16 protein-coding genes are annotated in these 14294 nt (G+C 70.1%); 10 read left to right on the forward strand and 6 right to left on the reverse strand.

Going from position 1 to position 14294, the window contains the following annotated elements; all coding sequences use genetic code 11:
• Window positions 1-11: 11 nt before the first annotated feature.
• The 3 genes from AC0662_RS37960 to AC0662_RS37970 are packed head-to-tail and all read right to left on the reverse strand — an operon-like array spanning window position 12 to window position 3048.
• Window positions 12-986, reverse strand: coding sequence for an aldo/keto reductase (locus AC0662_RS37960; RefSeq protein WP_452200022.1), 975 nt, complete (start codon window positions 984-986; stop codon window positions 12-14).
• Window positions 983-1735: an SDR family NAD(P)-dependent oxidoreductase gene (locus AC0662_RS37965; protein WP_452200024.1), complete on the reverse strand. Its 753-nt coding sequence runs from the start codon at window positions 1733-1735 to the stop codon at window positions 983-985. The genes AC0662_RS37960 and AC0662_RS37965 overlap by 4 nt, the downstream gene beginning before the upstream one ends.
• Window positions 1732-3048 (reverse strand): L-fuconate dehydratase, encoded by a 1317-nt coding sequence (locus AC0662_RS37970; protein ID WP_478306736.1) that lies wholly within the window; start codon window positions 3046-3048, stop codon window positions 1732-1734. The genes AC0662_RS37965 and AC0662_RS37970 overlap by 4 nt, the downstream gene beginning before the upstream one ends.
• Before the next feature lie 115 nt (window positions 3049-3163).
• Here AC0662_RS37970 and folP point away from each other — a divergent pair, with 115 nt between their 5' ends.
• Genes folP through AC0662_RS37985 form a run of 3 tightly spaced genes read left to right on the forward strand, consistent with a single transcriptional unit; the run spans window position 3164 to window position 5468 of the window.
• Window positions 3164-4045, forward strand: coding sequence for a dihydropteroate synthase (folP, locus tag AC0662_RS37975; RefSeq protein WP_478306738.1), 882 nt, complete (start codon window positions 3164-3166; stop codon window positions 4043-4045).
• Complete coding sequence (locus tag AC0662_RS37980) at window positions 4042-4785, forward strand: pyrimidine reductase family protein (protein ID WP_478306740.1); 744 nt, start codon at window positions 4042-4044, stop codon at window positions 4783-4785. The genes folP and AC0662_RS37980 overlap by 4 nt, the downstream gene beginning before the upstream one ends.
• A complete protein-coding gene (locus AC0662_RS37985) occupies window positions 4785-5468 on the forward strand; it encodes a class III extradiol dioxygenase subunit B-like domain-containing protein (protein ID WP_452200031.1) in 684 nt (227 codons plus the stop codon). Before AC0662_RS37980 ends, AC0662_RS37985 begins: the two co-directional genes overlap by 1 nt.
• Here AC0662_RS37985 and AC0662_RS37990 read toward each other — a convergent pair.
• The gene (locus tag AC0662_RS37990; protein ID WP_452200033.1) at window positions 5461-5979 is read right to left on the reverse strand and encodes a PadR family transcriptional regulator; all 519 of its coding nucleotides are present in this window, start codon (window positions 5977-5979) and stop codon (window positions 5461-5463) included. The genes AC0662_RS37985 and AC0662_RS37990 overlap by 8 nt on opposite strands.
• Before the next feature lie 91 nt (window positions 5980-6070).
• Here AC0662_RS37990 and AC0662_RS37995 point away from each other — a divergent pair, with 91 nt between their 5' ends.
• From AC0662_RS37995 to AC0662_RS38005, 3 genes are read left to right on the forward strand one after another with little or no spacing between them, the layout of a single operon-like run.
• On the forward strand, window positions 6071-7522 hold the full coding sequence (locus tag AC0662_RS37995; RefSeq protein ID WP_478306743.1) for an FAD-dependent monooxygenase: 1452 nt from the start codon (window positions 6071-6073) through the stop codon (window positions 7520-7522).
• Window positions 7519-8121: a TetR/AcrR family transcriptional regulator gene (locus tag AC0662_RS38000; protein WP_478306745.1), complete on the forward strand. Its 603-nt coding sequence runs from the start codon at window positions 7519-7521 to the stop codon at window positions 8119-8121. The genes AC0662_RS37995 and AC0662_RS38000 overlap by 4 nt, the downstream gene beginning before the upstream one ends.
• A 32-nt stretch (window positions 8122-8153) precedes the next feature.
• Window positions 8154-9059, forward strand: a complete 906-nt coding sequence (locus AC0662_RS38005; RefSeq protein ID WP_478306747.1) for an alpha/beta hydrolase — start codon at window positions 8154-8156, stop codon at window positions 9057-9059.
• A gap of 21 nt (window positions 9060-9080) precedes the next feature.
• Here the strand turns inward: AC0662_RS38005 and AC0662_RS38010 are convergent, their stop codons facing one another.
• Window positions 9081-9722, reverse strand: a complete 642-nt coding sequence (locus AC0662_RS38010; RefSeq protein ID WP_478306749.1) for a hypothetical protein — start codon at window positions 9720-9722, stop codon at window positions 9081-9083.
• A gap of 13 nt (window positions 9723-9735) precedes the next feature.
• A complete protein-coding gene (locus tag AC0662_RS38015) occupies window positions 9736-10713 on the reverse strand; it encodes an ABC transporter substrate-binding protein (protein ID WP_478306751.1) in 978 nt (325 codons plus the stop codon).
• 63 nt (window positions 10714-10776) lie between these two features.
• Between AC0662_RS38015 and AC0662_RS38020 the strand changes: the two genes are divergently transcribed.
• From AC0662_RS38020 to AC0662_RS38035, 4 genes are read left to right on the forward strand one after another with little or no spacing between them, the layout of a single operon-like run.
• Window positions 10777-11805 (forward strand): FecCD family ABC transporter permease, encoded by a 1029-nt coding sequence (locus AC0662_RS38020; RefSeq protein ID WP_478306753.1) that lies wholly within the window; start codon window positions 10777-10779, stop codon window positions 11803-11805.
• The gene (locus AC0662_RS38025; protein ID WP_478306755.1) at window positions 11802-12830 is read left to right on the forward strand and encodes a FecCD family ABC transporter permease; all 1029 of its coding nucleotides are present in this window, start codon (window positions 11802-11804) and stop codon (window positions 12828-12830) included. Before AC0662_RS38020 ends, AC0662_RS38025 begins: the two co-directional genes overlap by 4 nt.
• The gene (locus AC0662_RS38030; protein WP_452200047.1) at window positions 12830-13603 is read left to right on the forward strand and encodes an ABC transporter ATP-binding protein; all 774 of its coding nucleotides are present in this window, start codon (window positions 12830-12832) and stop codon (window positions 13601-13603) included. Before AC0662_RS38025 ends, AC0662_RS38030 begins: the two co-directional genes overlap by 1 nt.
• The gene (locus AC0662_RS38035; protein WP_478306757.1) at window positions 13600-14259 is read left to right on the forward strand and encodes a (2Fe-2S)-binding protein; all 660 of its coding nucleotides are present in this window, start codon (window positions 13600-13602) and stop codon (window positions 14257-14259) included. Before AC0662_RS38030 ends, AC0662_RS38035 begins: the two co-directional genes overlap by 4 nt.
• The last annotated feature ends 35 nt before the right edge of the window (window positions 14260-14294 follow it).

Genomic DNA, 14294 nt, shown 5'->3' on the forward strand with positions numbered 1-14294 from the left:
AGAGGCAGCTCCTACGGCGTGGGTGCGTCTTCGCGAAGCAGGCCCGACGACTTCAGGTCCGACCACAGAGCGGCCGGGACCTCGGTGCGGGCCAGTGTCGCGTTCGTGTGAACCTCTTCGGGTGTGCGGCAACCGACCGCGATTCCTGCGACGGCCGGATGTGCGAGAGGGAACGCCAGCGCCGCAGCAGGCAGCGTGGTGTTGTGGGCCTCGCACAGGTCCGCGAGCTTGTTCGCCTTGTCCAGCAGGGACTGCGCGGCAGGCTCGTAGTTGAACGTGGCGCCGGCCGCCGGACGGGGCTGCGACATCAGACCGGAGTTGAAAACGCCGACAGCAACCACCTGTACGTCGTTCTCGACACAAGCCGGCAGTACGTCGTCCAGACCGTCCGGATCGATCAGCGTGTACCGGCCGGCCAGCATGATCACGTCGATGTCGACCTCGCGCACGAACCGGGTCAGCATCGCCGTCTGGTTCATCCCCGACCCGATCGCCCGGATCACGCCCTGGTCCCGAAGCTCGACCAGCGTCGGGAACGCGGTCGCGACCGCCTCCTCGTAGTGATCGTCCGGGTCGTGCACGAACACGACGTCCAGCCGGTCGGTCCCGATCCGGCGCAGCGAGTCCTCGATGCTCCGCAGTACACCGTCCCGGGAGAAGTCCCAGCGCCGGCGCCGCGTCGTATTGATGTCGAAGCCCTCGTCATCAGTGGCCGCCGTGTCCGAGGAGTAGATGATCCGCCCGACCTTGCTGGACAGGACATAGGAGTCCCGCGGCTTGTCCCGCAGCGCGACCCCGAGCCGCTCCTCGGCGAGCCCGAGACCGTAGTGCGGCGCGGTGTCGAAGTACCGCCAGCCCTCGTCCCAGGCGGCGTTCACGGCCGCGGTCGCCTCGGCGTCACTCACCTCGCCGAGCAGGTTGCCGAGCGGGGCGCCGCCGAGTCCGACCCGTTGGCCGTCCGGGAAGAGCGTGAACCGCGACGTCATTTCCCGGCCGCCGGGAGCCGCAGGTTCTGCATCCCGCCGTCCACTGCCAGCGCGGTCCCCGTGGTCGACCCCGACAGCGGGCTGGCCAGGTACGCGATCGCGGTGGCGACCTCGTCGGCGGACACCAGCCGGCCCATCGGCTGCCGGGCCTCGAGCGCGGCCCGCTCGGCCTCCGGGTTCGACGCGACGTCCAGCAGCCGGCCGACCCACGGGGTGTCCGCGGTCCCCGGGTTCACGCAGTTCACCCGGATCCCTTCGCGGACGTGGTCGGCGGCCATCGCCATCGTCAGGGCCAGTACGGCGCCCTTGCTCGCGGAGTACAGCGCCCGGTTCGGCAGGCCCGCGGTGGCGGCGATCGAGCAGGTGTTGACGATCGCGGCGGCGTCCGACTTGCGCAGGTACGGCAGCGCGGCGCGGGTCACCCGGGCGATCCCGACGACGTTCACGTCCAGCACCCGGTGCCACTCGTCGTCGTCGTTCGCGGCGACCGTGCCCTGGGCGCCGATGCCGGCGTTGTTCACCACGATGTCGATCCCGCCGAGCTGCAGCGCCGCGGCGGCGACCGCGTCCCGGACCGAGCCGTCGTCGGTGACGTCGGCGGCGATCCCGGTCAGCGGCTCGTCGACCTCCGGCTTCAGGTCGAAGACGACCACCCGGGCGCCGCGGGCGGCGAGCAGCGAGGCGGCGGCGAGGCCGATGCCCGAAGCGCCGCCGGTGACTACTGCGCGCAGGCCGTCGAAATCGGTCACTTGTGCTCCTTGTTCAGATCGGTCCAGATCTTGCCGGTCGGATACCGGAAGTCGGTCAGGGTCTCAGCGTCCATCTCGGCGCCGAACCCCGGCCGCACCGGCGCCACGTAGTGCCCGTCCCGGATCACGACCGGGTCCAGGAAGTGCTCGTGCAGGTGGTCGACGTACTCGATCACCCGGTCGTCCAGTGTTCCGCTGACCGCCACGTAGTCGAACATCGACAGGTGCTGGACCAGCTCACACAGTCCTACCCCACCCGCGTGCGGGCACACCGGTACGCCGAACTTCGCGGCCAGCAGCAGGATCGCGATGTTCTCGTTCACGCCGGCGACCCGCGCGGAGTCGAGCTGCAGCACGGACAGCGCCTCGGCCTGCAGCAACTGCTTGAACACGACCCGGTTCTGCACGTGCTCGCCGGTCGCGACGCGGATCGGTGCGATGGCGCGCGCGATGGCCGCGTGCCCGAGGACGTCGTCCGGGCTGGTCGGTTCCTCGACCCACCACACGTCGTACGGCGCCAGCGCCTCGACCCAGCGGACCGCGTCGGCGACGTCCCAGCGCTGGTTGGCGTCGATCGCGATCCGGATGTCCGGGCCGACCGCCTCGCGGGCCAGCCGCATCCGGCGGATGTCGTCGTCCAGGTCGGCGCCGACCTTCAGCTTGATCTGGGTGAACCCCTCGGCGACCGCCTCGTGACAGAGCCGGACCAGCTTCGCGTCGTCGTACCCGAGCCAGCCGGGCGTCGTCGTGTACGCCGGGTACCCGCGCTCGCGCAGTACCGCCTCGCGCTCCGCACGCCCGGCCTTCGCCGACCGGAGGATGTCCAGCGCCTCGTCGGGGGTGAGCGCGTCGGTCAGGTACCGGAAGTCGACCAGGTCGACGATCTGCTCCGGCGTCAGGTCGGACAGCAGCTTCCACAGCGGTACGCCGGCCCGCTTGGCGGCGAGGTCCCACACCGCGTTGACGACCGCGCCGATCGCCATGTGCATGACGCCCTTCTCGGGGCCCAGCCAGCGCAGCTGCGAGTCGTGCACGAGCGACTTCCAGAACCCGCCGAGGTCGTTCAGCGTCGCGTCCAGGTCGAGCCCGACGACGTGGTCGCGGAGTGCCTCGATCGCGGTCGTCTGGATGTCGTTGCCGCGCCCGATGGTGAACGCGAACCCGTGCCCCTCCAGCCCGTCGCCGGCGTCGGTGCGCAGGATGACGTACGCCGCGGAGTAGTCCGGGTCGGTGTTCATCGCGTCCGAGCCGTCAAGGTCCAGGGACGTGGGGAAGCGGACGTCGTACGTCTCGAACTCGGTGAATCGTGGCATCGAGGACCCGATCTGCTGCGGTGGGCGGGACTGTCGCGAGGAATCCTATAGGATATGTGGCGATTTGGGCAGCGGTGGCCGGTCGGCGGACAGCCGCCCGGATAGAGTCGGGGCTGTGGCGGACGAGCGTGACGGGGTACTCCGGCTGGGCAGCCGGTCGTTCGGGGTGGGTGAGTTCGCCGTGATGGCGATCGTGAACCGGACCCCGGACTCGTTCTTCGACGGCGGCGCGACGTACGCGACCGAGGCGGCCCTCAGTGCGATCGACCAGGCGGTCGCCGACGGTGCGGATCTGGTCGACATCGGCGGCGTCAAGGCCGGGTACGGCGAGCCCGTCGACGAGGCGGAGGAACTGCGCCGGACGGTCGATTTCGTCGCCACGGTGCGGGAGCGGCACCCGGAACTCCTGATCAGCGTGGACACGTACCGTAGCGGCGTCGCCCGCCGGGTCGGCGCGGCCGGCGCGAACCTGATCAACGACACCTGGTCCGGTCACGATCCCGAGCTCGCCGGAGCGGCCGGCGAGGTCGGCGCGGGCCTGGTCTGCAGTCACGTCGGCGGTCTCAAACCGCGCACCGACCCGCACCGGATGGCGTACGACGACGTGGTCGCGGACGTGATCCGGACGACCACCGCGCTGGCGGAGCGGGCGATCGCGGCCGGTGTCCGCGCGGACGGCATCGTCATCGACCCGACGCACGACTTCGGGAAGAACACCCTGCACTCGCTCGAGGTGACCCGGCGGGCCGACGAACTCGCGGCGACCGGCTGGCCGGTGCTGATGGCGATGTCGAACAAGGACTTCCTCGGCGAGACGCTGGACCTGCCGTCCGGCCGCCGCGGTCCGGCGACGCTGGCCGCGGTGAGCGTTGCGGCGTGGCTCGGCGCCCGGGTGTTCCGGGTCCACGACGTCGCCGGTGTCCGGCAGGCGCTCGACCTGGTCGCCGTACTGCAGAAGACCGCGACCCCCGCGTACACCCGAAGGAGTCTGGTGTGATCCACGACCGTGCCGCCGGGACCGAGCTCACCGAGGACGAGCTGATCGCCGCCTATACCGTGGCCGACCGTTCCGTTCTCCGGCTGCGGGCCAACTTCGTCACCAGCCTCGACGGCGCGGTAACCCTCGAAGGCCTGTCCGGTGGTCTGTCCAGCAAGGACGACCAGAACATGCTCGGCCGGCTCCGGATGCTCGCCGACGTCGTCCTGGTCGGCGCCGGCACGCTGCGCGCGGAGGGGTACGGCGGTCTGCGCCTCGGCGCGAAGCGGCGGGCCTGGCGTGCGGATCACGGATGGCCCGAGAACCCCACCCTCGCGGTCGTCAGTGCACGGCTCGAGCTGGCGGCCGACAGTCCGGTCTTCACCGAGGCGCCGACGCGGCCGATCGTCATAACGTGCGCGGCGTCTCCGGAAGATCAGCGCGACGCCCTTGCTGAGGTCGCGGACGTGCTGGTGTGCGGCGACGACGCCGTCGACCTGACCGCGGCCGTGGATGCGCTACGCGAGCGTGGCCTGACGCAGATCCTCTGTGAGGGCGGTCCGCACCTGCTGGGTTCGCTCACCGATGCCGACCTGGTCGACGAGCTGTGCCTGACCGTGTCGCCGCTGCTCGCCGGCCCGGGAGCGCGCCGGATCACCGACGGTCTGGCGGCCACCGAGGCACGGGCGTTGTCGTTGCTGCACGTCCTCTCCACGGAGGACGGGTTCCTGTTCCTGCGGCACGGTCGGGAGCCGCGCTAGTGCCAGTCGTCGCAGCGGCCGTCTGTCCGCACCCGCCGATCATCGTGCCCGAGCTCGCCTTCGGTGCCGCGCCGGAACTCGATCCACTGCGCGCCGCCTGCCTGACGGCGGTCGATGCCTTCGCGGACGTCTCCAGCCTGATCGTCGTCGGCTCGGCGCCCGCAGCGGCAACGTACGACGCCGACGCGGGCGGCTCGTTCGGCCCGTACGGTGCGCCGGAGGTGCGGATCGGGACCGGCGCGCCCGTCCTGCCGCTGTCGTTGACGGTCGGCGGTTGGCTGCTCGAACAGTCCAAAGCCGCCGGGGTGCCGCGGACGTACGTCGCAGTCGCCGCGGACGAGACGCCGACGCGGTGTCTGGAGATCGGCAGGGAGATCGCCGCAGGCGATCGGGTGGGTCTGCTGGTGATGGGCGACGGCTCGGCCCGGCGCAGCGACCACGCGCCGGTGCACCTGCATCCACGCGCCGAGATCTTCGACGCAACAGTCGCCAAGGCCTTGCAGGAAACGGATCTCGAGGTGCTCGCCGCGCTGGATCCCGATCTCGCGACCGTCCTCCAAGCGGCCGGCCGCGGACCCTGGCAGGTCCTGGCCGGCGCACTGCAAGCCACCGGCCTGACGGGCCAGCTGCTGTACGACGCAGCGCCGTACGGCGTGGGCTACTTCGCCGCGAGCTTCACTTAGATTCGAGCTGCTCCAGGCCCCATTTCGCCCAGTCGCGGAGGGCGGGGAGCATGTGGCGGCCGCGTTCGGCGGCGAGGCGGCCGAAGGCCAGCGGGTCGGCGCGCCACTCCGGGCCGGCCTCCTCGATCTGCGCTTCCAGGGCTTCCAGGCGGCGTTCGGTCTGGTCGATGGTCTGCTGCAAGAACGCGCGCGCCTCGTCCGGTTCGAGTGAGCCGACCAGGAACAGGCGGAGGGCGGCGCCGCTGCGGACCACCTCGTCGGTCGGTTCGAGCATCCAGCGTCGCAGTTCGTCGCGGCCGGCCGGCGTGATGCCGTACCGCTTCCGGTTCCGGGACTGCTCGTCGACGACCTCGATCAGTCCGGCGTCCAGCATCTTGCGGAGCTCCGGATAGATGTGGCTGTGCGAGGCGTGCCAGGCCCACTGGCTGATCTCCTCGAACGACTTGGTCAGCTCGTACCCGGTGGCCGGCGCCTGGTCGAGCAGACCGAGCAGGCCGTGACGCAACGACATGCCGCGACCGTACCATGACACATGTCATTGTTGACATGTACAAGTTGACATTAATGTGGTGACCTCACGATGAGCTGAGGGGAGCCGACCGATGGTGGATGTGCTGGTGGTGGGAGCCGGGCCGACCGGGCTGACGGTGGCGACGGAGCTGAGCCGGTGGGGACTCTCGGTGCGGATCGTCGACCGGTCGCCGGGCCCGCAGCCGGGATCGCGCGGGTTCGGGATCAAGCCGCGCACGCTGGAGATCTTCGAGAGCTTCGGCGTCGCGGACGAGTTCGTCGCCGCGACCGGGACCAACGGGCGGACCAAGGTGCATCTCGGCGGCGCCTTGCTCGCGGACTTCACGATCGAGCCCGATCCGCCGACGCCGGCCAGACCGTTCCCGAACTACGTGTCGCTGCCGCAGTGGCGCACCGAGCAGATCCTCCGCGACGGGCTCGAGCGCCGCGGCGTTTCGGTGGAGTTCGGTACGACGGTCACCGGGTTCGTCGACGAGGGCTCCTCGGTGGTGGTGACGTTCGAGGACGGTAGGCAGGAGCGAGCGGCGTACCTCGTGGGGTGCGACGGGGGCCGAAGTTCGGTGCGGAAGGCGCTCGGGATCGCCTTCGACGGGCGGACCGAAGAGGACGCCCGGGCATTGTTGGCCGACGTCGACGTGACCGGGCTGCCGGATCACGCCGTTCACATCTGGGGTGGGAATCAGCAGATGCTGGCGTTGCGGCCGTACCGCGAGGGGGAGCCGTGGCAGGCGATCGCGTCGATCGGCGCGGACGAGGAGCCGTCGCTGGAGTGGTTGCAGCGCGCGGTGGTGGAGCGCAGCGGGATCGACACGCTGCGGGTGAGCAACCCGCGCTGGCTGTCGGTATGGCGGTACAGCCTGCGGATGGCGTCGCGGTACCGGGTCGGGCGAGTGTTTCTGGCAGGTGACGCGGCGCACGTGCACAGTCCGTTCGGGGCGTTCGGGCTGAACACCGGCGTACAGGACGCGTACAACCTCGCGTGGAAGTTGGCGCTGGTACTGCGGGGCGCGCCGGAGGCACTGCTCGACACCTACGAGGAGGAACGGCTGCCGGTCGGGCGGGCGATCCTCGAGGAGAGTGACCGCCGGTTCGCGTCGGCGACCACGCCGCCGCGGTTCCTGCGGCCGATCCTGCCGCACATCGTGAAGCGGTTCCTGGCCGGCATGAACAAGCGCGGCCGCAACGATCACCCGCGGTACCACGAGTCGCCGCTGACCGTTCCGGGTAAGCGGCGGCGTGGGCTGCGGCCCGGTGACACCGCGCCGGACGGGATCGGGCGGACGGCCGATGGGCGGACTGTGCGGCTGTTCGACCTGTTCCGCGAGCGGCGGTTCACGCTGCTGGCGATCGGGGTTCCGGCAGTCGACGGCGCGGTCGCGATCGATGTCGAGGGCAACAGTTACCCGCGGTCGGGGTACGTGCTGATCCGGCCGGACGGGTACGTCGCTGCGATCACCGATGACGCTGCCGAGCTGACGAAGTACCTGCGGACGTGGACGGCGTCACTGATACTGGCGGGGTGACTGAGGAACGCACGGGGTATCGACGGTCAGCGAAGTCACCGCGCGGAGAGGCGCGGCGCAAGGATCTGCTGGACAAGGTCGCGGACGAGCTCGGGACGAACGGGCTCGTCGACTTCTCGCTCCGGCGCGCGGCGAAAGCGGCCGGTACGACGCACAAGGTGCTGCTGTACCACTTCGAGGGAACCGAGGACCTGCTGACGCAGGCGGTCCTGCAGTTGCGCGAGCGGCGCATCACGCGGGCGCTCGAGGCGGCGACGGGTGGGGCGGCGGAGCGAACGTTGGCGGATCGGGTGCGGTCGATGTGGCCGACCCTGATCGGAGCCGAGTCCTGGGTGCTCGACCAGGCGATCGGGCTCGCGATGTACGACGCCGGCCGGTACGCCGACCTCGCGCGGTCCGCGTCACGCCAGTACCTGCCGGCGCTGCTGTCGATCTGTCCGGCGAGCTGGCCGGAGGCGCGGAAGCGTGAGGTGGCGGAGTTGGTCCTCGCGACGTTGCGCGGATTCCTGATCGAGTGGCGCACGAGTGGCGACTCGGACGGGATCGAGGCCGGGTTCGAGGCGCTGGTGCGGGCGCTGGAGCGTGAGGAACAAGCGTAGACAGTTTGCGAACCACGTGGTTCACTTCAGGTATGCGTGAGAAGGTGAGCTTCCCGAGTGCGGGCGTCGCGTGCGCCGCCTGGCACTACCCGGGAACCAACGGTGGGTGCGTGGTGATGACCGGCGGCTTCGGAGTTACGAAGGAGCCGGGGACGGACCGGTTCGCGGAGCAGTTCGCCGCGGCGGGGTTCAGTGTGCTGGCGTTCGACCATCGGCACTTCGGCGAGAGTGAAGGTCAGCCCCGGCAGGTCGCCCGGGTGACGGATCAGCTCGCCGACTGGCGGGCGGCGATCGCCTACGCGAAGACACTTCCGGAGGTGGAGCGGGTCGCCATCTGGGCGTTCTCGCTGGCCGGCGGGTACGTCGTGCAGTTGGCCGCCGAGGATCTCGGTCTGGCGGCGGCGATCGCACAGTCCGCGAACGTCGACGGGCCGGTGGTCGCGCGCAACGCGTCCCGCTATCAGACGCCGTGGTCGGCGCTCAGGTTGTTCGGTCGCGCGTTGCTCGACACAGTCGGTGGGCTGTTCGGTCGTCCGCCGCGGTTGGTGGATCTCGCCGGGCCGCCCGGGACCGTCGCGCTGCTCAACACGCCGGACGCCCAGCTGAGCGACGCGACCCTCAACCCGGACAACCGGTACCCCGACTGGCAGCAGGCGATCGCCGCGCGGTCGGTCCTGCCGGCCGTGTTCTACCGCCCCACCAAGTACGCCGCCGACGCCCGCTGCCCGATCCTGTACGTCGTCTGCGCGGACGATCAGTCAGCGTTGGCAGCACCCACGCTGAAGGCAGCCGCCACCACGCCGAAGGCCACGGTCCTTCAGGTCCCCGGCAACCACTACGCCCCGTTCCTGGCGGCGCACGCCCAGGTCGTCGAGGCCGAGCTCAGCTTCCTCCAGAAACACCTGGCCGCCGCCCCGGCGCCAACACACCCCGCCTAACTGGACGCCGGCGCATCTCGCCTAGGTGGATTCCACCGGAACGGCCGGCCAGCGGTCGGCCGTTCCGGCGAGGTCTCCTCGGCCGGCTGCTCGGAGCTGTTCGATCAGCGCGGCGCGAGCCTGTTGGACCGCGGCGACTGCCGCGTCGGCGTTCTCGTGGGGACCGGACCAGTTGCACACCGCGTCCCCGGCGTACCAGTCGCCGGCCGCGGACCGTCGTACATGAGCCGTGGCCAGACGACCGGCGGGCAAGTGCGTGCCGGCGAGCTCGAGCACCGTTTCGACGGCCACGACCTCGGCCTCGAGGTCGAGGGAAGGGATCAACTCGACGGCGTCCGTCCGCACGAAGCGGTACCCCGCGGGAGCTCGCGTGGTGAGCCAGCTGAAGGCCTGCTCGGCAACCTCGCCGAGCTCGGCGGCCAGCTCGGCATCCAAGGTCTGCACACCGCACAGTCGCGGATCCGTCGGACGCAACGCGCCCTGGCAGCGCCGCATCAGCATCTCCTCGGGCAACGACTGCCGCCGCCCGACGATCCGCGACAACCCCACGATGTCGAAGTTCAGCTCGTCGGGCGTCCGCTTCCGCCCCGGCACGAACTCCTCGCCGGGGCGGGTCCCGCGCGTCGTCCACGGACCGACATGCCATCGAGTGAGCGCCGTCATACCGGCACCCTAGCTAAGCGCCCTTGACGGGTGCCGCGACGTCGAAGGTCTTGGCGAGGTCGGTCAGGATCGCCCACGCGCCCTGGAGCCCGACCGCGGTCATCCAGGTGAGGTCGGGGACCTCGTGGACCTTGGCGGCGAGCGGCTTCCACAGCGGGTTGGCCTTGAACTGGGCCGCCGTCTTCGCGCTCAGCCCCTTCTCGTCGGCGTACTGGGTGACGAAGATCGCGTCGCCGTCGGCGTCCTTGATGCGTTCCGGGCTGATCTCCAGCGCGAAGTCGTTCACGTCCTGGGGCTTCGGCCGCTTCAGGCCGGCGTCCTTCAGCACGATCCCGGAGAAGCTCGCGTTCTGGTAGAGCCGGGTCGGCCCGTCGACGAACCGGACCACCGAGATCGTCGGGTTGTTGGCCTTGGCGTTGATCGCGTCACCGACGGTCTTGGCCGACTTCTCGTACGACGTGATCTCCTTCTCCGCGAGGTCTTCCTCGCCGAGCGCCTTCGCCTCCATCCGGATGTTGTCCTTCCAGGTCGCCCCGGTGGTCTCGGACATGATCGTCGGCGCGATCGCGGACAGCTGGTCGTAGAGCTTCTCGTGCCGGACCTTCGCGGTCACGATCAGGTCCGGGTTCAGCTCGGCGATCTTCTCCAGGTTCGGTTCGGCCAGCGTGCCGACGGCCTGCGCCTCGGAGCCGTACTTGGTCGCGTCCTCGCCGAGGTACTCCGGCAGCTTCCCGTTGATGCTGCGGTAGTCGGTGTAGCCGACGACCGGGGTGTCCAGGATCAGCGTCGCGTCCACGAAGCTGGCGTCGAGCGCGACCACCCGCTTCGGTTTGGTCTTGATCTCGGTCTTGCCCATGGCGTGCTCGACGGTGCGCGGGAAGCCCGCGGTCGAGTCGGCGGCGGCCTTCGAGTCGCCGGAGTCCGACGATCCACAGGCGGTCAGCGCGAGCGCGGCGGCAGCGAGCAGGGCGGTGATGCGGGGCAAGCGCACAGGTGTCTCCAGGCACAGGTTAAGGTGACTCAGGTCCTCACGAAGTAAGGCAAACCTAACCATATGTCCTCCGCCGCCCCGTCGGCACCGCGCACTGCGAGTCGTGCGGTACGACGTACCTCCTGGCTGCTCGCCCTCGTCGTCGTTGCCGTGCTGGCGTTCGCGGCCAGCCTCGCGTTCGGTTCGCGCTGGCTCGGCCCGGGCGCCTTGTGGCACGCGCTGACCGCGAACACCGGGTCCGACCCGGACGTGATCATCCGCAACCTGCGCTTCCCGCGGACGGTCGTTGCCCTGCTCATCGGTCTGTGTCTCGGGATCGCCGGCACGTTGATGCAGGGGCACACCCGGAACGCGCTGGCCGAGCCCGGCATCTTCGGGGTGAGCTCCGGTGCTGCGTTCGCCGTCGTCCTCGGGCTGCAGCTCGGGCTGGTCGAGTCGGTTGCGTCGACGGTCTGGGTCGCGCTGGTCGGCGCGTTGATCGCGACGTTCGCCGTACAGCAGTTGGCCTCGCGGGGGAGTGGGGCGTCGCCGGTCGGGCTGGCGTTGACCGGCGCCGCGGTGGCTGCGTTGCTGGGTGCGTTGACGTCGTCGATCGTGCTGCTGGACGCGGATACGTTGGACAGCTATCGCTTCTGGGCGGTCGGTTCGGTGGCGGGCCGTGGGTTCGACGTGGCCGGGCAGGTGCTGCCGTTCGCGCTGGTCGGGCTGTTGCTGGCCGCGGTCAACGCGCGGGATCTCGACATGCTTGCCCTCGGCGACGACGTGGCGGCCGGACTCGGTCTGTCGGTCCGCCGCGCGCGACTGGTCGGCCTCGGGGCGATCGGCCTGCTCACCGCGGCCGGTGTCGCCGCGTGTGGTCCGATCGGGTTCCTCGGCCTGCTGTCCGGTCACGTCGCGCGGCGCATCTTCGGGGCCCGCAACACTTGGCTGATCCCGGCCGCCGGCGTTATCGGCGCCACCAGCTTGGTACTCGCGGACCTCGTCGGCCGGCTGGTCGGTGGTGCCGGTGAAGTCCAGGCCGGCGTGGTCCTCGGGGTCGTCGGCGCTCCGCTGTTCGTGCTCGTCGTACGTCGCCGGGCGGTGGCCCTGTGAGATCGCGGACCGTTGTCCTCAGCATCGTCTTCGCCGCCCTCGCGCTCGTCGTCGCCATCGTCTCCCTGAGCGTCGGTACGACGAAACTCCCGATCGCGGACGTGGTCGAAGTACTGCTCGGTGGTGGCCGTCGCGGTACCCGGCTGGTCGTCCTCGAGCTGCGCCTGCCGCGGGTTGCCACCGGTCTGCTGGTCGGCATCGCGTTCGCAGTGTCTGGTGCGCTGTTGCAGACACTGTCGCGCAATCCGCTCGCCAGTCCGGACATCGTCGGCGTGAACTCGGGTGCGTCCGCGGGTGCCGTCGCGGTGATCGTGCTCGCGGGCAGCGGCGGCGGCAACATCTCCGGAGTCGCGGCGAAGGTCGGGATCCCGCTGGCCGCGGTGCTCGGCGGGCTGATCGCGACGCTGATCGTCGGGGCGCTGTCGATCCAGCGTGGTGTGGTCGACGCGGGCAAGGTGGTGCTGATCGGCGTCGGGATCGCGGCCGCCGCCAACTCGCTGGTCGCCTGGCTGCTGGTGGTCGGCGACGTGAACGACGCGGGCCGGGCGGCTGCCTGGCTGGCCGGTTCGCTGAACGCCCGGGCCTGGAGCGATGCGGTCCCGGTGCTGATAGCGGTCGTGCTGTTATTGCCGGTCGCAATGATGTTCAACCGGGACCTGTCCGCACTGGTGCTCGGCGACGACGTTGCCTCGTCCCTTGGCGTCCGCGTCGCGCGGATCCGACTGGCGCTGCTGGTGATCGCGACTGTGCTGGCTGCCCTGGCGACCGCAGGCGCCGGTCCGATCGCGTTCGTCGCGTTGGTCGCCCCACAGATCGCACAGCGGCTGACTCGGATGGAGCGGCCGCCCTTGCTGACCACTGCGATGCTCGGCGCGCTGTTCGTCGTACTGGCTGACCTGCTGGCTCGGAACGGGTTGCAGTGGGCGCAGGTCGGTCCGTACGAGTTGCCTGTCGGTGTCGTCACGGCCGCGTGCGGAGCGCCGTACCTGCTTCACCTCATTGGTCGTCAGCAGAAGGGACGCTAGTGCACATCGAGAACCTGACCCTCGCGTACGACGCCGATGTACCTGTCGTCGAAGGGCTGACGCTGGAGGTGCCGTCCGGTCAGCTGACGGCGATCGTCGGTCCTAACGGGTCCGGCAAGTCCACGCTGCTCCGGGGGATGAGCAGACTGCTCACGCCGCGGAGTGGGCAGGTGCTGTTGGACGGCAAGGACATCCACCAGCTGCCGGCACGTGAGCTGGCCCGGAAGCTCGGTGTGCTGCCGCAAGGACCGGTAACACCGGAAGGGATCACTGCGGCGGAGCTGGTGTCGCGGGGACGCCATCCGCATCGCGGCCTGTTCGGGCGGCTGACGTCTGACGACGACGCGGCGATCGAGGAGGCGCTGAAGGCCGTTGAGCTGACAGAGCTTCGTGAGCGACCTGTCGACCAGCTGTCCGGTGGTCAGCGCCAGCGGGTGTGGATCGCGATGGTGCTGGCCCAGGGGACTCAGCACCTGCTGCTCGACGAGCCGACGACGTACCTGGACCTGGCGCACGCGGTGGATGTGATGAACGTGGTCCACGCGGCCGCGGTCACCGGGCGGACTGTGGTGGCAGTGCTGCACGACCTGACGCTGGCGGCGCAGTACGCCGATCACCTGGTGGTCATGGGGGACGGGAAGATCGCAGCAGCGGGCCGTCCGGTCGACGTACTGACGGCTGATCTGCTGGCCGACGTGTTCGGTTTGAAGGCGACCGTCGTGGAAGTCGGCGGGGCGCCGGTCGTCGTACCTGACCGTAGGCTGACTGGGTGACGTACACCGTGAGCCGTCTGGCGGACGTGCTGGCCGACTCGGTCAGCTGGATGTCCGTGCGTACGGCGCCTGCGGTGCCCGGACCGGACTGGGTGTCCTGCGCGGACCTGCTCGCGGAACAGCAGGCGGGCGGCGATCCGACTCTCGGGTGGCGCACTGCCGCGGCAGCGGATTACGCCCGGGACTACGACATCGCGGCACCTGTCCAGGTCGCGGCGATGTTCACGCTCATGTGGTACGTCCAGGTCCCCGCACTGGTCGCGGCTGTCACCACTGCGGTCACTGGGATGTCGCCAGACGTGTCCCCGTCCGCGTTGGCGTTCAAGCGGCATCCGACGGCGCACTACCCGACCGACGTCGCGTTGCTGTCCGATGTGGTCGTGCCGCTGGACACTGCGGCTCAACAGCTGAAGGCCCACACCACAGCGTTCCTGGACAGCTACCAGCCCGGAGTGAAGCTCGGGTCGTTGCAGCGCTTCGGTGCCGTCGACGACGAAGTGCGAGCGGCGATCCGGTTGCCCGAGGAAGCGCCGTACGCGGAACAGGCTGCGGCCGCGTTCGGAGTCTCGCTGGAGCAGAAGCTCCGGACGTCGTGCTGCTACTTCTACGTGCTGCCGAAGGTGACGGCCTGCACCACCTGCCCGCGTTTCCGCTGATTGGTCTATCCGGGCTGCTCCGAGAGGATTGCCGG

Source organism: Kribbella sp. NPDC043289, assembly GCF_056436705.1.